Genomic DNA, 23,150 nt, shown 5'->3' with positions numbered 1-23,150 from the left:
TCATATGTCATGGAGTCTGAAATGTTACTGGCTGGAAGCATCTTTATTTTTACTCTCGTGCTGGTTATCTGGCAGCCCAAAGGGTTGAGTATTGGCTGGAGCGCAACGCTTGGCGCGGTGCTGGCGCTGGTCTGCGGTGTGATTCATATGAACGATATTCCGGCGGTGTGGAATATCGTCTGGAACGCGACGGCGACTTTTATTGCCGTCATTATCATCAGCTTGCTGCTGGATGAGTCGGGTTTTTTCGAATGGGCGGCGCTGCATGTTGCACGCTGGGGCAACGGGCGCGGGCGTTTGTTGTTCACGTATATTGTGTTGTTGGGGGCGGCAGTCGCCGCCCTGTTTGCCAACGACGGGGCAGCACTGATCCTGACACCGATTGTCATTGCCATGCTGCTGGCGCTCGGTTTCAGCCCGCGAGCCACACTGGCGTTCGTGATGGCCGCAGGCTTTATTGCTGATACCGCAAGTCTGCCGCTGATTGTCTCGAATCTGGTGAATATCGTATCGGCCGACTTTTTCCATCTCGGATTTACCACCTACGCTTCGATCATGGTGCCGGTGGACATCGCGGCAATCGCGGCGACGCTTACCATGCTGCACCTCTTTTTTCGCCGTGAAATTCCGCAAACTTATGCCGTGGATAAACTGCCAGCGCCTGGCCGCGCAATTAAAGATCCGGCGACATTTCGCACCGGCTGGGTCGTGCTGATCCTGCTGCTGGCGGGCTTTTTTGTGCTCGAACCGTTGGGTATTCCGGTGAGTGCCATTGCGGCTGTTGGTGCGCTGATCCTCTTTGCCGTCGCCAAAAAAGGGGCGGCGATTGATACAGGTAAAGTGCTGCGTGGCGCGCCGTGGCAAATCGTTATCTTTTCGCTGGGCATGTACCTGGTCGTGTATGGGCTGCGAAACGCAGGACTCACCGAATACCTTTCCCAGGTTCTGAATCTGCTGGCCAATAAGGGCTTGTGGGCGACCACCATCGGCACCGGTTTTATTACTGCGTTCCTCTCGTCGGTCATGAATAATATGCCGACGGTGCTGATTGGCGCGTTGTCGATTGAGGGCAGCGGCGCAACGGGCGTGATTAAAGAGGCGATGATTTTTGCCAATGTGATTGGCTGCGATCTGGGGCCGAAAATAACGCCGATTGGCAGCCTGGCGACACTGCTCTGGTTGCATGTGCTGGCGCAGAAGAAGATTGCGGTGAGCTGGGGGTATTACTTCCGAACCGGTATCGTGATGACGCTGCCGGTTCTTTTTGTCACGCTGGTGGCGCTGGCACTGCGCCTCTCTTTTCCTTTGTCCTGAGAGTATTTATGAGCAACGTTACGATTTATCACAATCCGGACTGCGGCACGTCACGCAACACGCTGGCGCTGATTCGCAACAGCGGGGTAGAACCGCAGGTGATTCTGTATCTGGAAAACCCGCCTTCGCGCGAGGAATTAACGACACTGATTGGCGCAATGGGCATCAGCGTGCGCGAATTATTGCGTAAAAACGTGGAGCCTTACGAACAACTGGGGCTGGCGGAAGCGCGATTCAGCGATGAACAACTCATTACGTTTATGCTGGAACACCCTATTTTGATTAACCGCCCGATTGTGGTGACGCCGCGCGGCACCCGTCTGTGCCGCCCTTCGGAAGTGGTGCTGGATATTCTGCCGGACGCCCAACAAGGCGCGTTCAGCAAAGAGGATGGCGAACAGGTCATCGATGAAAACGGGCAACGGGTGAAACCGTAGTCGGTTTACCACGTCACGAAAAGGCCCGCATCTGCGGGCCTTGTGTTATCTCAACCAGGGCGCGGCTTATCCTGGCAGGCAAATCATCCCATTATTTGCGCGTGCTCGCAGAACGCGGGCGTGGTGATCAAGCGATACGCTGGTTTTCGCGGACGTGTGCCGCAGTAATCATCACTGGGATCGATTTGGACGTTGGCGTACCGGTGCCGTCGCCAAAGCGCGTCAGCGGAACCAATGGATTGGTTTCCGGATAATAGGCCGCCAGGTTGCCGCGCGGGATGTCATAAGCGACAAGGCGAAAAGCCTCAACGCGGCGCCGCACACCATCTGTTGACTGGGTTTCAATATCCACCCGGTCGCCATCATTTAAACCAAGAGCGCGAATATCTTCCGGGTGCATAAACAGCACGTCGCGCTGCCCATAAACCCCACGGTAACGATCATCAAGCCCGTAAATGGTGGTGTTGTACTGGTCATGTGAGCGTAATGTCTGCAACACAAACGGCGCTTGCGTTTCCGGACAGGCCGACAGCGGCAGGGCGGCGGCGCTGAATTCCGCTTTGCCGGAAGGCGTATTAAACCGTAAATCTGCGGCGGCATTCCCCAGCCAGAACCCGCCCGGTTCTTCGCAGCGGACATTAAAGTTCTGGAATCCAGGAATAGTGGCGGCGATATGATCGCGGATCAGGTTGTAATCACCCGCCATCGCCAGCCAGTCGACTTTTTCACTGCCCAGCGTGGCATGCGCGATGCCAGCCACAATCGCCGTTTCCGAACGCTGCGTGGCGGCCAGCGGTTTACCGATACCTTCAGAGGCATGCACCATGCTGAAAGAGTCTTCCACGGTGATGAACTGGCGCCCGCTTGCCTGCATATCTTCTTCGGTACGGCCAAGCGTCGGCAGGATCAGCGACTGTTTACCCGGCATCAAATGGCTGCGGTTCAGTTTGGTGCTGATGTAGACCGTCAGCCCGCAACGGCGCAGCGCTTCGCAGGTGCGTGGCGTATCCGGCGCGGCGGCGGCCAGATTGCCACCGAGGGCAAGCAGCACTTTCACTTCATCACGCAGCATTGCCGAAATGGCTTCCACCGTATGATGCCCGTGCTCGCGCGGTGGTTCGAAGTTGAAATGACGGGCAAGGCTGTCGAGCAGGGCGACCGGCGGTTTTTCATCGATCCCCATCGTGCGGTTGCCCTGCACATTGCTGTGTCCGCGCACCGGGCACAGCCCCGCGCCCGGTTTGCCCAGGTGGCCGCCAAGCAGTTGCAGGTTAGTGATTTCCCGTACCGTGTTCAGCGAGTGTTTGTGCTGGGTAATGCCCATTGCCCAGGTACAAATCACACGTTTTGCGTTCTGCCAGATGGCTGCCGCCTCGCGTAATTGCTGCTGTTTCAGGCCGGATTGCTGTTCAATGGTCTGCCAGTCGGTGGCATCGATTTGCGCAAACCAGTCCTCAATGCCGTGGGTGTGCTGCGCAATAAAGGCATCGTCAAAAATACTCGCCTCGCCGTTAGCCAGCCGCTGGCGCTGTGTTTCCAGCAACGCTTTCGCCATCCCGCGTACCGCCGCCATATCACCGCCGAGATTGGGCTGATAATAAGCGGAGCTAATTGTGCCCGCCATCGGCGTGACCACCTCCAGCGGTTTTTGCGGATCGGCAAACCGCTCAAGGCCGCGTTCGCGCAGGGTATTAAATGTGACAATACGCGCCCCGCGATCGGCGGCGTGACGCAGGCTGTGCAGCATACGCGGGTGGTTGGTGCCGGGGTTTTGCCCGAAGACAAAAATGGCGTCTGCTTTCTCAAAATCGGCCAGGTGAATAGTGCCTTTTCCCACGCCGATGCTGCGTTTCAGCCCGGCACCGCTCGCTTCGTGGCACATGTTGGAACAATCCGGGAAGTTATTGGTGCCGACCATGCGGCCAAACAGCTGATAAAGCCACGACGACTCATTGCTTGCCCGGCCGGACGTGTACAGTTCAAGCTGATTGGGGTTATCCATCGCCTTAATATGCTCGCCAATCATCGCCAGCGCATCGTCCCAGGAAACCGGTTCGTAGTGATCGGTTTGCGGGTTGTAGCGCAGCGGCTCGGTCAGCCGGCCCTGGTATTCGAGAAAATAGTCGCTCTGGCGGTTAAGCGCCGTCACGCTGTGTTGCGCAAAAAAGGTGGCGTCAATCTGGCGGCGTGTGGCTTCCCAGGTCACGGCTTTTGCGCCGTTTTCACAGAAACTGAAGGTGCTTTTGTTGTCGTCACCCCATGCGCAACCGGGGCAGTCGAAGCCGCGCGCTTTGTTCATGCGCAACAGGTTGCGCATATTTTTCAGCGCGTTTTTACTGTCAATAACGAAGCGCGTAGTCGCTTCCAGCGAGCCCAGACCACCGGCAGCGGCGTGGTAGGGTTTGATAGCGGTTTTGAATTTCATCTCTTCTTCCGGCTGCGGATTGTTACAACGCCAGTGTAAATTGCGCAACAACAACTCTTATTCAACAACCTATTTTTATCACACAATTAACGCGTTGTTTACCTGTTGCGCAACCGGAAGAGAAGATAAGCGCGCCGGGATCAACCCGGCATCGTTTTGCGGATCGCCGCAATCAGGGAGTGAGCGGCAGGGGGCAGGTGACTATCCACGCGGGTGATGATGCCAATCGGATCGCCGATACCGGGCGGCGCAATGGGCAGCGCGACCAGAGAGCCCAGCCGCAAATCATCTTTTACCGCGCCGGAAGGGACAAACCACACGTAGTCATATTCAACAGTAAGCTGGCGCGACAGCGACGCGGAAAGCGTCTCCAGGCAACCAGACGGCAGCGTGCAGTTCTGGCTGGCGAGCAGATCCTCGGTGTTTTGCCGTGGCACGGTGCCCTCCGGCAAGACCACCACCGGCCATTCCAGCACTTTGCTTAGCGTGACCGTGGTTTGCAGCAACGGATGTCGCGGGCGTACCACCAGTTTTAGCGACTCGAGAAACAGCAGTTCATAACTCAGGCCGCTCATCAAATCCGGGTCGGACATGCGACCAATGCCCAGATCCAGTTCACCGGATTTCAGCCCGGCGAGGATCATCGGATTATTGGCGGTAGCAACCTGAATGGTGATATCCGGCTGCTGTTTGTGCAGCTGGCCAATGACCGCCGGCAAGATCCCCAGAGCCGCGGTTGGCAGCGCGCCGATGCGGATCAGGTCGTTTTTGAGTTCGGTTTTGTGGCTCAGCGACTGCCCGGCAATGTTGACCGCATCCAGAACGCGAACCGCATGAGTCAGAAATTGTTCGCCAACCAGCGTCAGTTGCGCGCCCATGCGGCCACGTTCAAACAGGCGCTTACCGGTAAGTTGTTCGAGTTCGTTGAGGGTTTTTGACAGCGCAGGCTGACTTAAGTTAAGGGTTTCAGCCGCGCGCCCCAAAGTTCCTTGTTGAGCGACGGCAACGAATGTATGCAAATGGCGCAGACGAATGCGCTGTGAAAACAGACCGTTTTTTTCCATAAGATGATGTTAAAAACCGTGCAGAACCGCTGGCAAGTTAAGTTGTTTAATTTTGATAACCAGATAGCAAAATATTATTAACATTTAATCTCTTTGAGTTACAAACGGATTCTGCCCGCAATGTGACGTAACCTGCATGTCACCAGGGGTTTTCTGCGTTGCTGTTCCATAATCTTTCGTTATGTTCGTTACCGCGCTGTGCACGCGCGTTTTCTGCCACGATCACACTTTGTAAATTTCCCATCACGCACGCAAAGAGGCTTCTCTACACTCCAGAGAGAACACACTGGAGGGATTACACTATGGCGTACAGCATCACGGCTGATGAGATTCGGGAACACTTTTCACAGGCGATGTCGGCCATGTACCAGCAGGAAGTTCCGCAATACGGCACGCTGCTGGAGCTGGTCGCGGATGTGAATCTGGCGGTACTGGAAAACAACCCGCGTCTGCATGAACAACTGGCCAACGCCGATGAATTAGCGCGGCTCAATGTCGAGCGCCATGGCGCTATCAGGGTAGGGACGGCTGAGGAGCTTTCTACTTTGCGGCGCATGTTTGCCATTATGGGGATGTTCCCGGTTAGCTATTACGATCTCTCGCAGGCGGGCGTTCCGGTGCACTCCACCGCCTTTCGCCCGATCGAAGACGCGGCGCTGGCGCGTAACCCGTTTCGTATTTTTACCTCGCTGTTGCGTCTGGAACTTATCGAAAACGAAACCCTGCGCAACAAAGCCGCCGCCATCCTGGCGAAGCGCGACATTTTCACCCCAGCTTGCCGCCAGCTGATTGAGCTGCATGAACTGAATGGCGGTTTCACCCCGCAGCAGGCCAGCGCCTTTGTTGAGGAAGCGCTGGAAACCTTCCGCTGGCATCGCCATGCCACGGTGGATGCGCAAGCCTATCAGGCGTTGCATGATGAGCACCGCCTGATTGCCGATGTGGTCTGTTTCCCTGGCTGCCATATCAATCACTTAACGCCACGCACGCTGGATATTGACCGCGTTCAGGCGCTAATGCCGGAGTACGGCATTGAACCGAAAATCCTGATTGAAGGGCCGCCGCGTCGCGATGTGCCGATTTTGCTGCGCCAGACCAGTTTTAAAGCACTCGATGAACCCGTGCTGTTTAACGGCGAGCACCAGGGCACCCATACCGCGCGTTTTGGCGAAATCGAACAGCGCGGCGTCGCGTTAACGCAGAAGGGGCGCGCGCTCTATGATCAACTGCTGACCAGCGCCGGAACCGGCAAAGATAACCTGACGCACCAGTTGCACTTACAGGAGGTGTTTAAAGCCTTCCCGGACAGCGAAATGCTGCTGCGCAAGCAAGGGCTGGCGTGGTTCCGCTATCGCCTGACGCCAACAGGCGAAGCACACCGCCAGGCGATTCGCCCGGGCGACGATCCGCAGCCGCTGATCGAACGCGGCTGGGTGGTGGCGCAACCTATCACCTATGAGGATTTTCTGCCGGTCAGCGCGGCGGGGATTTTCCAGTCGAACCTTGGCAACGAAACCCAGGCCCGCAGCCACGGCAACGCCAGCCAGGCGCAGTTTGAGGCTGCGCTGGGTTGCCCGGTGTTCGATGAGTTCACACTCTATGCGGAAGCCGAAGCGCGCAGCAAACGGCGTTGCGGTCTGCTGTAAAACAGGTAATCTGCCAGAAATCAGTTATTTCTGGATGTTGTTATGGAAAATCCATTAACGCCGCTGGCACACACCCGCCAGGGGAGTGTGCTGGGATGCAGTGAGGACGACTTTCATGTCTGGCGCGGTATTCCGTTTGCCGCGCCGCCCACCGGCGCACTGCGCTGGCGCGCGCCCCAGCCACCGCAGCCCTGGCAGGGCGTGCGCATGGCCGACACGTTTTCCGCCGCCAGTTGGCAAAACAGTGATTACTGCCTGCAGATCGGCGGCGGAGATCCGGGGCGTTTCTCCGAAGATTGTCTCTATTTGAATATCTGGTCACCGGCTTCGCGGACAACACCGCTGCCGGTGATGGTCTGGCTGCACGGCGGCGGGTTCACTATCGGCTCCGGCGGGTTGCCACCGTATGACGGAAAAGCGCTTGCGGCGCGCGGTGTGGTGCTGGTGACGGTCAATTATCGCCTTGGTCATCTGGGCTTTTTCGCCCATCCGGCGCTGGAGCAGGAGCGCGATGAGCGCGTCTACAACTTCGGCTTGCTTGATCAGATAGCCGCCTTGCACTGGGTGCAGGAAAATATCGCCGCGTTTGGCGGTGACGCTGACAACGTTACGCTGTTTGGCGAATCGGCCGGGGCGCGCAGCGTGATGGCGCTGATGGCTTCGCCGCTGGCAGAAGGGCTGTTTCACAAAGCCATTATTCAGAGCAGTTATACCTTACCGGATACACCGCGCGAGGCCGCGCTGGCAAAAGGTGAAGCGATTGCCGCGCATTTTGGGCTGGAAAATGCCAGTGCCGAACAGTTGCGCGCGCTGCCGGCAGAGGCGTTCTGGCCGCTGGAAGCGCCGTTGAAAATTGCGCCTGCGCCCATCGCAGGTGATTGTGTGTTACCGGAACCGATGCTCGATACCTTTTTCGCCGGTCGGCAACATCCGATGCCGGTCATTATCGGTTCGAACAGTGATGAAGCCAGCGTGATGGCAGAGTTTGGCGTCGATCTCGCCGGGCAAATCGAAAAGATGCGCCGCGAACAGCGGCTCGGACTGGGGCTGATCCGGCTGCTTTATCCGGGAGTGAAAGGGGATGCGGAACTGGGTCGCCAGGTCTGCCGTGATATGGCCTTTACCACGCTAGGTCTGGTGGTGATGCAGGCCCAGCAGCGTGTCGGGCAACCCTGCTGGCGTTACTGGTTTGATTATGTTGCCGAAGCGGCGCACGACACCTATATCAACGGCGCGTGGCACGGTAATGAAGTGCCGTATGTATTCGACAATCTTATGCTTTCGGAGCCGTCCTGCCACTATGTTAACCCGCGCGATCTCGCCTTTGCCGCGCATATTGCCGATTACTGGGTGCGGTTTGCCGCCCACGCTGAACGCCGAACTGAAGCACTGCCCGGCGTGGTAACCTGGCGGGCCTGCGTACGTGGTCGCGATCGCCTTTTACGGATGGGATTGAATAAACATGCAGGATTTCGCATGGTTAACCGCTTTATGCGTGCGCGACTGAGCTTCTTTCGCCGGGTTATGCGCCACCACGTGAAGCTTGATTAGCCTCCAGTAACCCCTCTCTGAACGCCGCCAGCCCGGCGGCTTTATTCTCCGTTTCCCGCAGTACCAGGCGGTAACTGGCACCGGTTCTGACACGCTGCGAAAACGGGCGCAGCAAGCGTCCGGCCTGAATATCTTCCGCAACCAGCGTCTCATCGGCGATGGCCATCCCCAGCCCCTGAATGGCCGCGGTAATGGCGAGATCCATGGTGTCGAAGTGTTGATTTTTGCTCATGGCGGGCTGAAACGCGCTTTGTCTTGCCAGCCACAGCGACCAGTCGGTTTTATCCCGCGTTGGGTGCAATAATGTAGCGGCTTCCAGCGCAGTGCGCTGCGCCAGGGCGTGGCTTATGACCGGCGTTAACGCTTCCTCAAACAACAGATCCCCGGCGCTTAATTGAGTACCAAACACAATCGCCGCGTCATAAGGTTCTGTTTTGAAGTTAATGGTGTGATCGGTGGTGGTGGTCAATGCCACCTGTAATTCCGGGTAACGTTGTTCCAGATTCACCAGTCGCGGCACCAGCCAGCGTATCGCACAGGTTGGCGCTTTCAGACGCACCACCGTTTGTTGCGAACGCGCCTGGTCTGCGACCATCAGCAGTTGCTCGAACGCGCCGCGCAGCTCCGGTAGCAGGGCGCTGCCTTGCGGGGAAAGGTGCAAGCCGCGCGCATGGCGCTCAAACAGCGGAAAGCCGAACCAGTTTTCCAGCGCGGCGATTTTGCGGCTGACCGCGCCCTGCGTCAGGCACAACTCTTTTGCCGCATGCGTCAGATTCAGGTGGCGGGCGGTGACCAGAAAAGCGTCGATGGCATTGAGCGGCAACGATCGGGGTGACATGACAACTCCAGCTATGCAATTTATTCATGGCTATTATGACAACAATTCGGTTGTCGGCTCAACAGGGTTTAGTTTGAATGGTTATGCACTTTTTATGTGAAAGGATCAGGCATGACTCTGCGTACCCCGGTGAAAACTCGCTCCAAATTACCCGATGTTGGCACCACCATTTTTACCGTTATCGGCCAGCTTTCCGCCGAACATAATGCGATTAACCTTTCTCAGGGCGCGCCCAACTTTCCCTGCGATCCGCAGCTGATTGCCGGGGTGACGCGTGCCATGCAAGCCAATCATAACCAGTACGCGTCCATGACCGGTCTGCGCCCGTTAAAGGAGCGGATTGCGCAGAAAATCAGCGAGCTGTACCGCACGGATTACGACGTTGACAGTGAAATTCTCATTACCGCCAGCGCCAGCGAAGGGTTGTACTCCGCCATCAGCGGGCTGGTGCATCCGGGCGATGAAGTGATTTACTTTGAGCCCTCGTTCGACAGCTATGCGCCAATCGTCCGTTTACAGGGCGCAACGCCCGTTGCCATCAAACTGACCGTGCCGGATTTCGCGGTGAACTGGGACGAAGTGCGCGCGGCAATCACACCGCGCACGCGCATGATCATCATTAATACGCCGCACAACCCCAGCGGGCAGGTTTTTTCAAGCGCTGATCTTGAGCAACTGGCAGCGATCACCCGTCACACCGATATTGTGATCCTCTCCGATGAAGTCTACGAACATGTGGTGTTTGACGGCGAGCCGCATCACGGCATGGCAACCCATCCGCAACTGGCCGAGCGCAGCGTGATTATCTCGTCGTTTGGCAAGACCTACCATGTGACCGGCTGGCGTGTGGGATACTGCGTTGCGCCTGCTGAACTGATGGACGAGATCTGCAAAGTCCACCAGTTTTTGATGTTTTCTGCCGATACCCCCATGCAGCATGCCTTTGCTGATTACATGGGTGACCCGCAGGGTTGGCTGTCGCTGGCGGCGTTTTACCAGCGTAAGCGCGACCTGCTGCAAACATTGCTCGCTGAGTCGCCGTTTCGCTTATTACCCAGCGCCGGATCGTTTTTCCTGCTGGCGGATTACAGCCACTTTAGCGATGAAAGTGACAGCGAGATGGTTAAAAGGCTGATTACTGATTGCGGTGTTGCCACTATTCCGTTGTCGGCGTTTTATACCGATGGTACAGATAACAAGTTGATCCGCCTCTCTTTTGCGAAAGACGAGGCCACATTAAGAGCAGGCGCGCAGGCCCTGTGTCGTGTTAAGCCACGCTAAGGAGCGTTAATGATGAAATATAAAGCACTCTGTCTGGGCATGGGTTTGCTCTGCTCATTCTCCTCGTTTGCCGAAAACGCCCTGCGTTACGGTGTGGAAGCGGAATATCCGCCGTTTGAAAGCCGCAACGCGTCAGGAGAACTGGAAGGTTTTGACATCGAACTGGGTAACGCTGTCTGCAAAGCGGCGCAGCTGAAATGCAGTTGGGTGGAGACCTCGTTTGATGCGTTGATCCCGGGGCTTACAGCCAAAAAATTCGACGCCATTAACTCGGCGATGAACATTACCGAACAGCGGCGCAAAAGCATTGATTTCACCCAGCCGATTTATCGCATTCCTTCGCAACTGGTCGGCAAAAGTGGCGACGGCATGGAAGCGACCGCTGAGGGGCTGAAAGGCAAAACCATTGGCGTGTTACAGGGATCGATTCAGGAAACCTACGCCAAAGAGCACTGGGAAAAGCACGGTGTCACGGTGGTGTCGTATAAAGATCAGAATATGGCGTGGGGAGATTTGCTGAACGGTCGCATCGACGCCTCACTGGTGATGTCAGCGGCGGGGCAGGCAGGTTTCCTCAGCAAGCCGCAGGGTAAAGGGTTTGGCTTTATTGGCAAACCGGTATCGGACGATACGATCCTCGGCAGTGGTATCGGTTTCGGGCTGCGCAAAGGTGACGAGGCCACCAAAAAGCAACTTGATGCCGCCATCGATAAAATCCGCGCTGACGGCACCATCAAAACGCTGGCGGAAAAGTACTTCCCCGGCATTGATGTTAGTGTCAGCGCACAATAAAGCATGACCACTCTGGCGCCTGCCGTCTGATGTCCGGCAGGCGCTTTTTTATTTCCGCCGCAAACCTCCGCTGTTATACAGATCTTTACGCCGCTTTCGGGCTGCTCTTATCGACAGAAAATATTTCATGTTTCGTTCATATATTCGGCAGCCAACAATTGGATTCTCAATGAATTTTGTCTAGAGTGATGCGTTCATTAATGAACGCTTTCGCCGCTATTTCGCGTCATCGCGAAATGCCATTTGACGACCAGAAGGACGTGTTACCAGGCATGAACCGCAGACGATTTATCCAAGCATCCATGGCCCTTGCCGCAACTTACGGCACCACCGGTGTTGCATCGCTCTTTTCCCGCGCGGCGTTTGCGGCGGAAACGGACATTGCCGATGGCCAGAGCCGCCGTTTTGATTTCTCCGTGCTGCAGTCCATGGCGCACGATCTGGCGCAACAGCAGTGGGGCGGCGCACCGAAAGCGCTCCCCAACACGCTGGCGAACCTGACGCCGCAGGCTTATAACAGCATTCAGTATGATGCCCAGCACTCGCTGTGGAACAACGTTGATGGCCGCCAGCTGGACGTGCAGTTTTTCCACGTCGGCATGGGGTTTCGCCGCCGCGTTCGCATGTTCTCCCTCGACCAGAACACGCACCAGGCGCGTGAAATTCACTTCCGCCCGGAGCTGTTTAACTACCACGACGCGGGCGTCGATACGAAACAGCTGGAAGGGCAAAGCGATCTGGGTTTCGCCGGGTTCCGCGCCTTTAAAGCGCCTGAACTGGCGCGCCGCGATATTGTCTCGTTCCTCGGTGCCAGCTATTTCCGCGCGGTAGACAGCACCTTCCAGTACGGCCTTTCCGCACGCGGCGTGGCGATTGATACCTTTACCGATACGCCGGAAGAGTTCCCGGATTTCACCGCCTTCTGGTTTGAGACGGCAAAAGCGTCCGATACCACCTTTACCGTTTATGCGCTGCTCGACAGCCCGAGCATTACCGGCGCGTACAAGTTCGTGATCCATTGCGAAGAGAGCCAGGTGATCATGGATGTCGATAACCGCCTGTATGCGCGCAAAGACATCAAGCAACTGGGTATCGCGCCGATGACCAGTATGTTCAGCTGCGGTAATAATGAACGCCGCGTCTGCGATACCATTCATCCGCAAATTCACGACTCCGATCGGCTGGCGATGTGGCGCGGCAACGGCGAGTGGATCTGCCGCCCGCTGAACAACCCGCAAAAATTGCAGTTCAACGCTTATCAGGATGAAAACCCGAAAGGGTTTGGCCTGCTGCAACTCGATCGTGATTTCTCCCACTACCAGGATGTGATGGGCTGGTACAACAAACGTCCGAGTCTGTGGGTGGAGCCGCGTAACAAGTGGGGCAAAGGGGCGGTCAGCCTGATGGAGATCCCCACCACCGGCGAAACGCTGGATAACATTGTCTGCTTCTGGCAGCCGGAAAAACCGGTCAAAGCGGGGGATGATTTTGCCTTCCAGTATCGTCTTTACTGGAGCGCGATGCCGCCGGTACGCTCGCCGCTGGCGCGCGTTTACGCGACACGCACCGGCATGGGCGGTTTCCCGGAAGGCTGGGCGCCGGGTGAACACTATCCGGACAAATGGGCGCGTCGTTTCGCCATTGATTTTGTTGGCGGCGATCTGAAAGCGGCCGCGCCGAAAGGCATAGAACCGGTCATCACGCTGTCAAACGGTGAAGCGAAACAGGTTGAGATCCTCTATGTCGAACCATTTGACGGTTATCGCATTCTGTTCGACTGGTATCCGACCAATGATTCCACCGATCCGGTAGACATGCGCCTGTTCCTGCGCTGCCAGGGCGACGCCATCAGCGAAACCTGGCTTTATCAATACTTCCCGCCTGCGCCGGACAAACGTAACTACGTTGATGACCGCATCATGCGCTAATCTCACTTCGCCCCCGTCAGGGGGCGAATGCTTTATGGAGCCGTAATGGACGATACCGTTATTCCGGTGAATGACCATCTCACGCTGCATGCCGTCGACGAGCGGTTTGTGCACGATCTTCACCAGTTAATTGTCAAAAACCGCGACTGGCTACAGCAGTTTCTCAACTGGCCGCACTCAGTCACATCCATTGATGACACCCGCAAAACCGCGCAGAGCAACATGCTGTTGCACCAGCGCGGTTACGCCAAAATGTTCATGATGGTGCGCGACGAGGTACTGGTGGGCGTGCTGGCGTTTAACGCCATTGAGCCGTTAAACAAAACGGCCTATATCGGTTACTGGCTGGACGAAGCCTGCCAGCGGCAGGGAATGGTGTCTCAGGCGATGCAGGCGATGATCGATTTTTACGCCCGCCGCGGCGATATCCGCCGCTTTGTCATCAAATGCCGGGTGGCGAATCAGGCCAGTAATCAGGTGGCCTTGCGCAACGGCTTTACGCTTGAAGGCTGCCTTAAACAGGCCGAGTTTCTCAACGGTTGCTTCGACGATCAGAATATCTGGGCGAAGATCGTCGACAGGGCCTAACTGGTGGCCTGCGATACCGCTTTTCGCAGGCCGTTTACCGCCGGTGAGTTCATCGGCGTTACCAGCGCGTAGTTGTAGTGATCATCACTCCAGTACTGCGCCATCACATCGTCTGATTCGCGCTCCCCGTGGGGAAGTTTTACCGGGCTTAACGGGCGGATATACCAGCCGACCCGCGTACCGTTCCTGTCCTGATACATAATCAGCGCCGCCGGGCCTTGCGCGGTGGCGATAAGCCGCGCGCCGGATAAGGTGAAACCATACTGTTCAAGATTTGGCGGCTGGTTTCCATTAATGAAATACCGGGCGACCCAGCGGGTGAGTTCGGTTTGCTGGCTTGCCACCACATCCATTGGCGTGACGGCGGCGTTGTCAAAAAGTTTATAGGCCTGAACCGCGTCCTCCATCGGCTGATGCGTCATTAACATTTGCGACTCTTTTAGTTGCCAGCCGGTGTAACCGCCAACACTTAACGCCACTACCAGCGCGAAGGCGGTGGCCAGTTTCCATTGCCGCTGCTGACGGGCCTGGCGGCGTAAATAATGCGGCTCCGGTTTTTCCAGCGCGATGTGTTGCTGGCTCATGGCCTGGCGGAGTTGCTGTGCGTCGCGTCGCCAGCCGGCAACCTGCGCGGCGGCATCCGGGTTTTCTGCCAGATAGCGCTCGACACGCGCTGAGGTCGCCTCATCGGTTTCGCCATCCATCCAGGCATGCAGATCGTGTTCATCCGGTGGCAACGTCATTTCAGTCTCCTCAGCGGCAGCGGTGCTGCCGTACCGTCTAATTTCTCATGTAGCAATTTACGCGCGCGTGACAGGCGCGACATCACGGTGCCGGTCGGGATATCGAGCGTTTGGGCGACTTCTTTATAACTCAGCCCTTCAATGCTCACCAGCAACAGAATGGCACGATAATCGGTCGGCAGCGTGGCGAACACCGCCAGCGTATCATCCGCCATTGCCAGTGATTCGGTCGACGCGCTGATGGCCTCCTCGCCGGTGAAAAAGGCGAGGATTTTCATGTACCGCCGCTTGCGCCGCTCGCCGTCAATAAACTGACGGTAAAGAATGGCAAACAGCCAGGCGCGCAGGCTCCGTTCGCCATCACTATTTGGGCTATGCGTCAGCGCTTTCATCAGGCAACTTTGCACCAAATCTTCCGCGCTGTGCGGGTTACGGGTCAGCCACAGCGCAAAGCGTTGCAAATGTGGCATCACCTGACGAATCTCATCATCAGTCAGTTGCATAGCTTGCCTTCATCGCTTGCGGGTTCCCGACATGCTTTCAAAAACGCCATCGCGCAGCACGAGGGCATGAAACAGTGCGGCGGCTAAATGCAGCATCACCGTTGCGAACAGCGCCAGCGCCACCAGAGAATGCAGTGGCCGCAGCAGCGCGTAAGTATCATTATTCACCGGCAGGATAGGTGGCAACAGCCAACCGCCGACCGTAACCGGATAGCCCGCCGCCGAGAGCATCCCCCAGCCAATCAGCGGTTGCGCAATCATCATCGCATAGAGCGCCCAGTGTGAAAGATGCGCCATAGCACGTTGCCAGACGGCGAGGGTCGCCGGTAACGCGGGCGTGGCAGTATAAAACCGTAACCACAAGCGAACCAGCACCAGCACCAAAATCATTAAACCCAGCGGTTTATGGATTGACACCAGCAGGCTGTGCAGAGATGAGACGGTAGAAACCATCACGACGCCAATAAACAGCATTGCGATGATCGCCGCCGCCATTAACCAGTGCAGCACGCGCAGCGCCGGGTGGAAATAAGCAACCTGTTTCATAAATGAGCTCCGGCCTGGGTGGATTGTTCACGGGTGCGCGCGTTGTAGGATTTAGCATAGGCCGCAGAACGCGCATTGAGTAACGGATCGTCGGAGGCGGCAATGCCATCCGGCAGGATCAGCGGGTCATAATTGATGTCGTTGCACGGCCCGTTTTCCTGTTCGGTTGCGCGAGTCAGTACCAGCGTTCCGGCGTTGATGGTTTGCCTGTCTGCAGGCCAGACTTTCGAAGCATTGCTGCCATCGTCACCCGGCTGCGCGACGGTTATCAGCAAATCCCACTTCAGTGGCCCCTGCGCCAGTCGCTGTTTGATATCCGTTTGCAGGAAGTTTTTATCACTCTTTTCTTCGGCGCTGATGGGCTGATAACCGGTGTGCGGCACCATGCTCCAGCGCACCAGATGCGCCATATCTGCTTTATCTATAAACCGGAATGCGTTCAGGCTGTTAAACCGATCGCTGGCCCAGCTCGACGAAGGGACATTCTGTTTTGCCCATGCCAGAAACGGTGCGACTTCGGGGTTCTTTTGCACGAAGGCTTTGAATTTCTCCGCGTTCGGTTTGCCGGTTGCCGCATCGGGCAGCGAGGCAACCTGTAATTCATAGAATTGCTCGACGGTGGAGACCGGGAAGAAGGGCATTGCGTTCATGCCGGTGCGCCACTGTTCACCGTTCGCCAGCTGAAACGCCAGCGCCAGACTGCGCACGGGAACAGCATAATCCGGCGCGGCAGGGTTTCCACCGGCGATGGCAAAACGACCGATGACCGGCGTTTCACCTGCGGCAAATACCGGGGCGCGTGACAACGTACTGGCATTGCCGTTAGAGATAAAACTGCCGGTGACGCATAGCCCTTTGGCGTGATTTCGCCGATAACCCGGATGCTCGCCGCCCGCCTGTTGTAAGACATTAACCAGTTTATCTGCGCTGAGGCGCTGGGGGGGTAACCAGCCTCCGCCCCACAGAAACAGCACAATCAACACCAGAGGAACACATGCGATCGCTGCAAGACGTGCAAGGATCTGGCCGGTCGTAAAAGGAGTGTTTGTCATAGTCGCTCACCTGCTAATCATGAGCGGATAAGACGAAGCAACGGCGGGTTTATTCCACGCAGAAGAAAAAATATTTTCGTCAAAAAAGCCTGCAACAGAATATCTGCTGCAGGCCCGGTGTTATCAGGGGTTTATCGCCGCAAAAAGTGTCGCGAAGGTGCCCTCTTTTTCAGCCCAGCGCCGGGGTTTATCACGCGCCAGCACCAGTTCGCCCGCAGGATGATCGCCGCGCTCAATCATGGCGATCACTTCACTGATATAAGCCGGTAATGGCATCGCGCGCGGATCGGTTGCCTGCTCTGCGCCTGTGAGGGTGGTTTGCACATAAGGCGGCGAAAGTTCAAGTACCTCAACAGGCGTATGGCGAAGCTGATGGCGCAGACAAACCAGCCACGTATGCAAGAACGCCTTGCTGGCGCAATAAGTCGGGAAGTCTGCCCTTGGCACAAACGCCAGCGCCGAACTGGTTGCCAGCAGCGTGGCGTCGGGTTGGTGGCGAATCAGCGGCAGAAATGCGGTCACCGTACGGATGACGCCAAGGATATTGGTGGTGACGATCGCCTGCGCCATATCTGCGTTCCCGTTACCTTCGGTAAAATCCTCTGCGCCAGAAATACCGGCGTTAGCGATCAGTACATTCAGTCGGGGAAACTGCGATTTGACACGTCTGGCGAGCGCTTCTGGCATGCCGCCATCATCGACATCCAACTGAAATCCCGCCATACCTGGGTTGTTACGAATGACCTCATCCAGCAGCGCCTGACGGCGCCCGGTAATGATAACCTGATTACCCCGCGCAGAAAGCGCTTCAGCCATCGCGCGGCCAATGCCGCTGGTTGCGCCGGTGATAAGAATAGTATTGCCGCTAATGTTCATAAAAAAACCTCTCCAGTGATCGGGAATGGAAAGGCGACGACACAAGCCCGCAGCCGAAAAGATGGCGGGGAGTGTGGATCAGAGGTGAGTGCCGCGCCTGCATTAGGAACCCTGTTTTCTCTGCTGAGACCCTCAGGAACCTGGGCGCGTTGGATGACGGTAACGCCTACGGCATGGTGGAAAATGCCGGGTGATTATATTTTCATCGCCAGTAACAGACAAGTGACTTATAAAGCGCCAACCAGCGGCGTTCGGGTAATGTGCTGCCTGTCGTTAATGACTTTTGGCCCGCGTAACAGAATACTTTCGCCTTCCTGCGCGTCGACGACCACATCGCCGCCTATTTCAATCTGATGCTCGATCAGCACATTGCCGTGAATGCGCGCATTGCCCTGAATCACTACTTTTTCATCCAGTTGCAATGGTCCGCCGCGTAACCAGGCGTGACCGCCCACCAGCACGTGATGTTTTAAAATACAGTTGCCTTCAACGACCGCGTTTTCGGCCACCTGCGAGCTGTAGCGCAGGGTGGGGATCTCATCGTCATGCGTCCCGGCGACCACACGCGCATGACCATATACTTTGGCGCAGTCGCACACCCAGACATCATTAAGCTCGTTGCCTTCGAGCAGGGCGAAATCAAAGACCTCGGCGCGGTGTTCAATAAAGGCGTAATTGACGATGGCGTCGCCATAAATTTGCGCCTGATGCACCACGCGCGAATGGCTGACGGTGGCGCTGTCGTAAATTTGCAAAATCTGTTCGTTATCCAGCGTTAAACCCTGAGCGGCAACGATATCGCAGCCATTCAGAATACGGGCATCGCCGCGTAGATGGCATAAACCGCGCACCGTTGACGCCTGAACGGTGACGTTGTCACTTAATTGCGCGCCGTGGCTTATTTCACAGCCGTCAACCCAGGCGTTGTCCTTGATAACGACATCGTGGCAAATGACGCACGGCTGGGTGATCCGCGCATTGTCACGTACCAGGCTGCCAAGAAAAACCATGCTGTTTTCATCATAAATCCAGCAATTTCCCTGCTGATCCAGCACGTTCTCACTATCAACCCAGCCACCGGCGCTGCCCGCTACAACATCGTTAAAATCGCGCAGGGCGATAATCTGGCGCAGCACGACGGATCGTTTCTCACCGCCAATCTGGTAATGCATGGTCCTTTGCTCATCGCTGAGCCGATACTTGTTCATGCTACATTTCCCCCATCTGCCTGAGTTAAACGTAGCAAATTTTACGCCGCTGGCTATCCGCCAGCGAAACCAATAAAATGCGCGCAAAATGCAACTTATCAATTCGCGACGTATTGAGGAACAGCATGAGCACCCGTACTGATAACTACTTTACTGAAAAATACAGCATGACCCCGACCCATTCGGAAGTGCTTAACGCCATGAATTATGTCCAGCCGGGTAAAGCGCTGGATCTCGGCTGCGGTAATGGACGCAACAGCCTGTTTCTCGCCAACCGGGGTTTTGATGTCACCGCGTGGGATAAAAATCCGAACAGCCTGAGCAACTTACAAAATATCCGTGACGCGGAAGGGCTGGAAAACTTACATATCGAGGCGGTTGATCTCAACCATCTCAGTTTTGACGGCGAGTACGATTTTATTCTCTCGACCGTGGTGCTGATGTTTCTGGAAGCGAAAACCATCCCGGGGCTGATTGCCAATATGCAGCGCTGCACCAAACCGGGCGGCTATAACTTGATTGTCGCGGCAATGGACACGGCAGATTTCCCGTGTACGGTCGGCTTCCCGTTTGCCTTTAAAGAGGGTGAGTTACGCAATTATTACGCGGGTTGGGAACTGCTGAAATACAACGAAGAGGTGGGTGAACTTCACCGCACCGATGCCAACGGTAACCGCATCAAGTTGCGCTTTGCCACCATGCTGGCACGCAAATCCGCGTAAGTTTCGCGCTGCGGGCAGGATTGCCCGCTTCCCCCATTTCCAGTTTTCGTCATCAAACAGGCTTTTCTGCTTTATTTTCCATGTTGCAGCGATTTCGCCAGAGGAGACGTAACGTGGTAAGTAATATGACAACGCGGGTCTGGCTACAGGCGCCGGACATCAATGTCGAAATGAACCTGGCGTAGTTCACCGGAATTTTTACCCCACACTCCCTTTTTCACTCTCACTTAATAACGCAATGTGGCTGTGCCACAGATAGCCAGTAGCCCCCGCAAACTCCCCGCAGAACTGCATCATCAGTCCGCTTGTAAAAAAGCAAATTTATCACCCCCTCCAGGCCTGGTGGGGGTGAGCTACTATGTAATCACCGTACCTCAGGTAAGCCCCCCGATCGCTGTAGCGATTTTCTTGCGGATAGACATGGCAAAAAAATCTTCAGGAGATATTCATGAGCACACATCTGTTCAGTAAAACCCCCTCTGTTGCAATCCTGAGTAATCTAGGTCTGACAGTACGTGATATTAGTTATTGTCGTCATCCCGATACGCCAGACGTGATGGATGAGCGTATCACCCGTCATTATTACGATCCGCGCGGTTTTTTAGCCCGCAGCGCTGATCCGCGGCTGTACAACAACGGACAAGTGAATTTCACCTATTTGACGGATCTCGTCGGCAACGTTTTGCGTACTTGCAGTGCCGATGCCGGCACAACTGTGGCACTCAACGATGCCGGCGCCAGGCCCTTTAAGGCAATCAGCAATATTGGCGATGCTGCTGAGGATAAAGAGGATCGCAGCCAGTCGGTAACACGTACCTTCCACTACGAAAATGCGGATTTGCCAGGCCGCTTGCTGATGGTCGAAGAGCAGGTTGCTGGTGTGGAAGCCCATATTATCGAACGTTACATTTATGCCGGAAACACCATTGAAGAACAGTCGCTTAACCTCTGCGGAAAGTGTGTCAGTTTTTACGATACTGCAGGTCTACTCCAGACTGACAGCGTGGCTCTGAACGGTGTACCGCTCTGCGTTACCCGTCGCTTTGTGCAAGCAGCAGACAACCCGGATACTGTTGTTGACTGGCGGGGACAGGATGTGTCTGCATGGAATGACTTGCTGGCCGCTGAGGCCTTCATCTCCACAACCTACACCGACTCCACCGGTGTAGTGCTGCGTACCACCGATGCAAAAGGTAATGAGCAGCGCGTTGCTTATGATGTAGCGGGCTTGCTGGCAGGCAGTTGGCTGACGGTGAAAGGCAGTGTTGAGCAGGTGATAATCAAATCGCTGTCATACTCAGCGGCAGGGCTGAAGCTGAGCGAAGAGCATGGTAACGGCGTAATAATCTCCTACATCTATGACGGGCAGACGCAACGCCTGATTGCAGTGAAAACCGAACGTCCGTCCGGACACCTTTCAGGCGCGAAAATCCTGCAGGATCTGCGCTATGAATATGATCCCGTCGGCAACGTGCTCAACATCCGCAATGATGCTGAAGAGACGCGTTTCTGGCGCAATCAGAAAATTGTGCCTGAAAATACTTATACTTACGACAGCCTGTACCAGTTGGTCAGCGCCACCGGGAGAGAGATGGCAAATGCTGGTCAGCAGCAAAATAACGCTCCCCCAGCGACAGTACCGCTTCCTGTCGACAATGCGGCCTATACCGGCTATATCCGCAACTACCGCTACGACAATGCCGGTAACCTGATACAAATACGACACAGTGCGCCCGCCACAAACAACAGTTATACAACAGACATCACTATCAGCAATCGCAGCAACCGGGGCGTGTTGAGTTCACTGACGGTAAATCCTGCAGATGTCGATCCGCTGTTTACGCCGGGCGGATTACAGCGGCAGCTTCAACCGGGGCAGATGTTGAACTGGACACCCCGGAATACGCTACGCAATGTTACACCTGTTATTCGCGATGGTGACGTTGATGACCGGGAAAGCTACTGCTATGACGGCAGTGGCTTGCGGGTACTGAAGATTAATGTGCAAAAGATGGGTAACACGACACAGACAGGTAAGGTGGTATATCTACCGGGGCTTGAGCTAAGAACGTTAAATAATGACACCACCGAAATTGAAAATCTGCATGTTATTAGCGTACATAACGGGCAGGCTCAGGTGCGCCTGTTGCATTGGGAAAGTGGTAAGCCGGACGTTATTAATAACGATCAATTACGCTGGACCTATAACAGCTATATGGGTGGCAGCCAGCTGGAACTGGATGTTAACGGAAATATTATCAGTATGGAGGAGTTCTATCCGTACGGTGGCACCGCTGTTATAACAGCGCGAAGTTCCGTGGAAGTGAGCTACAAAACGATCCGATATTCCGGTAACGAAAGAGATGCAACAGGGTTGTATTACTATAGTTACCGCTACTATCAACCCTGGGCAGGGCGCTGGCTCTCTGCCGATCCGGCTGGAACGTCGGACGGGCTAAATTTGTACCGGATGGTGCATAATAATCCGCTGTCGTTTTTCGACCCTGATGGAAAAGCGCCGGTTTCTTTAATCTATGGTTTTGAGCCTTTCAGGCAAGAGTATATTCGTCAGCAGCCGGGACAACAGCGTGCCATGGTCAGAATTGATGAGCTAAATAGCTCTCTTGACTTGCAAGAAAGATTGCAAACCGATTTCTCGGGCACAGTGAATGCAATTAGACGATTTTCATCAAATCTGAATACATCGCAACGGAATTATTACCTTGCGGAGGCCGCCGATCTTCAAAAAAGGACAGGACTAGAAAATGTTGAACAAGCTTTCTCATTAATTATCGACTGGCGAAGCTTTTTGGCGAAACATGCCAATGAACTGACGTTTTCTGCGCTGGTTAAAAAAGATAAAATGACAAATTCAATGAAAAGTGACCCGGAGGGCGGAGCGGCAACGACCATGCTCTATGGCTTTCTTAATAAGAATCTCCCCGGAAAATTGTTATCGAGAAAGATTGAACATCAGTCGGTAGTGAAGCTTTCGATGTTAATTAATGAGGATGCACCCGACACAAAAATAGCGCAGGCCATGAAAGAGGACGCCAATATCAGAGTTGCGACAATGAATGCTTTTTTCCGCAAAACATCAAAGCTTGGCCTTGCGTGGGCAAGTCAACGTGAGGATATAGATATTACTTTTATTGAGGGCGCGTTTAACGAAACGGTAGTGAATGATCCACATTTATCCAGCGAAAAAAATAACTGGAGGGAACTGGGGAAGACGGATATTCAACAGATGTCTGCAAAATCTTATAAAGTTAAAAAAAGAGTCGTCTCCTACTTACCGATCACTTACTCAGAAATGAAATATGTCAGGAAACATAACATTGGCGTTAACTCCGTCAGTATTGCGACGCTCAGATAATAGTTGAGGGTTTTAAATTACACTGATTATTTTCAAATCGAACAATATTATTAATAGCCTTTATGTCATGGAGACATAAAGGCTTTTTTATCCCTGCATGAACACCACCTCCTGTGGAGGTGGTCAGCAAGAGGTTTTGGCTTTGCCTTATTGTCCCTGGATTTAAATCGTTCAGAACAGGCAGAGACTAATTGTAGGGCTTTTAGTACGCCCCTCTGGGGCGAAGTCAATGCCACCTGCTAAGCAGGTGGTTTTTTACT

Annotated in this window: 19 protein-coding genes; 10 read left to right on the top strand and 9 right to left on the bottom strand. The window is 55.1% G+C overall.

Annotated features, from left to right (window positions below):
• The first annotated feature begins 21 nt into the window (after positions 1–21).
• The gene (locus IP581_RS11765) at positions 22–1,314 is read left to right on the top strand and encodes an arsenic transporter (protein ID WP_193820455.1); all 1,293 of its coding nucleotides are present in this window, start codon (positions 22–24) and stop codon (positions 1,312–1,314) included.
• Positions 1,315–1,322: 8 nt separating this feature from the next.
• A complete protein-coding gene (arsC, locus tag IP581_RS11760; RefSeq protein WP_086868816.1) occupies positions 1,323–1,751 on the top strand; it encodes a glutaredoxin-dependent arsenate reductase in 429 nt (142 codons plus the stop codon).
• A 127-nt stretch (positions 1,752–1,878) separates the two neighbouring features.
• On the opposite strand, the gene IP581_RS11755 is transcribed toward arsC, so the two are convergent.
• Positions 1,879–4,176 (bottom strand): FdhF/YdeP family oxidoreductase, encoded by a 2,298-nt coding sequence (locus IP581_RS11755; RefSeq protein WP_193820454.1) that lies wholly within the window; start codon positions 4,174–4,176, stop codon positions 1,879–1,881.
• Between the two features lie 140 nt (positions 4,177–4,316).
• A complete protein-coding gene (locus IP581_RS11750) occupies positions 4,317–5,240 on the bottom strand; it encodes a LysR substrate-binding domain-containing protein (protein ID WP_086868820.1) in 924 nt (307 codons plus the stop codon).
• Positions 5,241–5,542: 302 nt separating this feature from the next.
• On the opposite strand from IP581_RS11750, the gene hglS reads away from it, so the two are divergent.
• On the top strand, positions 5,543–6,886 hold the full coding sequence (gene hglS, locus IP581_RS11745; protein ID WP_193820453.1) for a 2-oxoadipate dioxygenase/decarboxylase HglS: 1,344 nt from the start codon (positions 5,543–5,545) through the stop codon (positions 6,884–6,886).
• 42 nt (positions 6,887–6,928) lie between these two features.
• On the top strand, positions 6,929–8,437 hold the full coding sequence (locus IP581_RS11740) for a carboxylesterase/lipase family protein (RefSeq protein WP_193820452.1): 1,509 nt from the start codon (positions 6,929–6,931) through the stop codon (positions 8,435–8,437).
• On the opposite strand, the gene IP581_RS11735 is transcribed toward IP581_RS11740, so the two are convergent.
• Complete coding sequence (locus IP581_RS11735; protein ID WP_193820451.1) at positions 8,409–9,275, bottom strand: LysR family transcriptional regulator; 867 nt, start codon at positions 9,273–9,275, stop codon at positions 8,409–8,411. The two genes, IP581_RS11740 and IP581_RS11735, sit on opposite strands and share 29 nt — an antisense overlap.
• A gap of 111 nt (positions 9,276–9,386) precedes the next feature.
• Between IP581_RS11735 and IP581_RS11730 the strand changes: the two genes are divergently transcribed.
• From IP581_RS11730 to rimL, 4 genes are all read left to right on the top strand, one after another.
• Positions 9,387–10,556, top strand: coding sequence for a pyridoxal phosphate-dependent aminotransferase (locus tag IP581_RS11730; protein WP_193820450.1), 1,170 nt, complete (start codon positions 9,387–9,389; stop codon positions 10,554–10,556).
• Between the two features lie 12 nt (positions 10,557–10,568).
• Positions 10,569–11,348, top strand: coding sequence for an ABC transporter substrate-binding protein (locus IP581_RS11725; protein WP_025263612.1), 780 nt, complete (start codon positions 10,569–10,571; stop codon positions 11,346–11,348).
• A 272-nt stretch (positions 11,349–11,620) separates the two neighbouring features.
• Positions 11,621–13,276 (top strand): glucan biosynthesis protein D, encoded by a 1,656-nt coding sequence (locus tag IP581_RS11720; RefSeq protein ID WP_086869924.1) that lies wholly within the window; start codon positions 11,621–11,623, stop codon positions 13,274–13,276.
• A 45-nt stretch (positions 13,277–13,321) separates the two neighbouring features.
• Positions 13,322–13,864 (top strand): 50S ribosomal protein L7/L12-serine acetyltransferase, encoded by a 543-nt coding sequence (gene rimL / locus IP581_RS11715; protein WP_086868830.1) that lies wholly within the window; start codon positions 13,322–13,324, stop codon positions 13,862–13,864.
• Here rimL and IP581_RS11710 read toward each other — a convergent pair.
• The 6 genes from IP581_RS11710 to ydcK form a co-directional block, all read right to left on the bottom strand.
• Positions 13,861–14,607, bottom strand: coding sequence for an anti-sigma factor family protein (locus IP581_RS11710; protein ID WP_086868832.1), 747 nt, complete (start codon positions 14,605–14,607; stop codon positions 13,861–13,863). The two genes, rimL and IP581_RS11710, sit on opposite strands and share 4 nt — an antisense overlap.
• Complete coding sequence (locus IP581_RS11705; RefSeq protein ID WP_193820449.1) at positions 14,604–15,110, bottom strand: RNA polymerase sigma factor; 507 nt, start codon at positions 15,108–15,110, stop codon at positions 14,604–14,606. Before IP581_RS11705 ends, IP581_RS11710 begins: the two co-directional genes overlap by 4 nt.
• A 9-nt stretch (positions 15,111–15,119) precedes the next feature.
• A complete protein-coding gene (locus IP581_RS11700) occupies positions 15,120–15,656 on the bottom strand; it encodes a cytochrome b (protein ID WP_086868834.1) in 537 nt (178 codons plus the stop codon).
• Positions 15,653–16,708, bottom strand: coding sequence for a catalase family peroxidase (locus IP581_RS11695; RefSeq protein WP_193820448.1), 1,056 nt, complete (start codon positions 16,706–16,708; stop codon positions 15,653–15,655). Before IP581_RS11695 ends, IP581_RS11700 begins: the two co-directional genes overlap by 4 nt.
• Before the next feature lie 123 nt (positions 16,709–16,831).
• A complete protein-coding gene (locus IP581_RS11690; protein WP_193820447.1) occupies positions 16,832–17,584 on the bottom strand; it encodes an SDR family oxidoreductase in 753 nt (250 codons plus the stop codon).
• A 227-nt stretch (positions 17,585–17,811) separates the two neighbouring features.
• A complete protein-coding gene (gene ydcK / locus IP581_RS11685) occupies positions 17,812–18,792 on the bottom strand; it encodes a YdcK family protein (RefSeq protein WP_193820446.1) in 981 nt (326 codons plus the stop codon).
• A gap of 125 nt (positions 18,793–18,917) precedes the next feature.
• On the opposite strand from ydcK, the gene tehB reads away from it, so the two are divergent.
• Together tehB and IP581_RS11675 are read left to right on the top strand one after the other, a co-directional pair.
• Positions 18,918–19,514: a tellurite resistance methyltransferase TehB gene (gene tehB, locus IP581_RS11680; protein WP_086868843.1), complete on the top strand. Its 597-nt coding sequence runs from the start codon at positions 18,918–18,920 to the stop codon at positions 19,512–19,514.
• A gap of 448 nt (positions 19,515–19,962) precedes the next feature.
• A complete protein-coding gene (locus IP581_RS11675; RefSeq protein ID WP_193820445.1) occupies positions 19,963–22,890 on the top strand; it encodes an RHS repeat protein in 2,928 nt (975 codons plus the stop codon).
• Positions 22,891–23,150 lie beyond the last annotated feature (260 nt).

It is taken from the genome of Kosakonia pseudosacchari, from assembly GCF_015167415.1.
Classification (GTDB): domain Bacteria; phylum Pseudomonadota; class Gammaproteobacteria; order Enterobacterales; family Enterobacteriaceae; genus Kosakonia; species Kosakonia pseudosacchari.
This window is presented reverse-complemented; position numbering and strand designations above follow the sequence as displayed.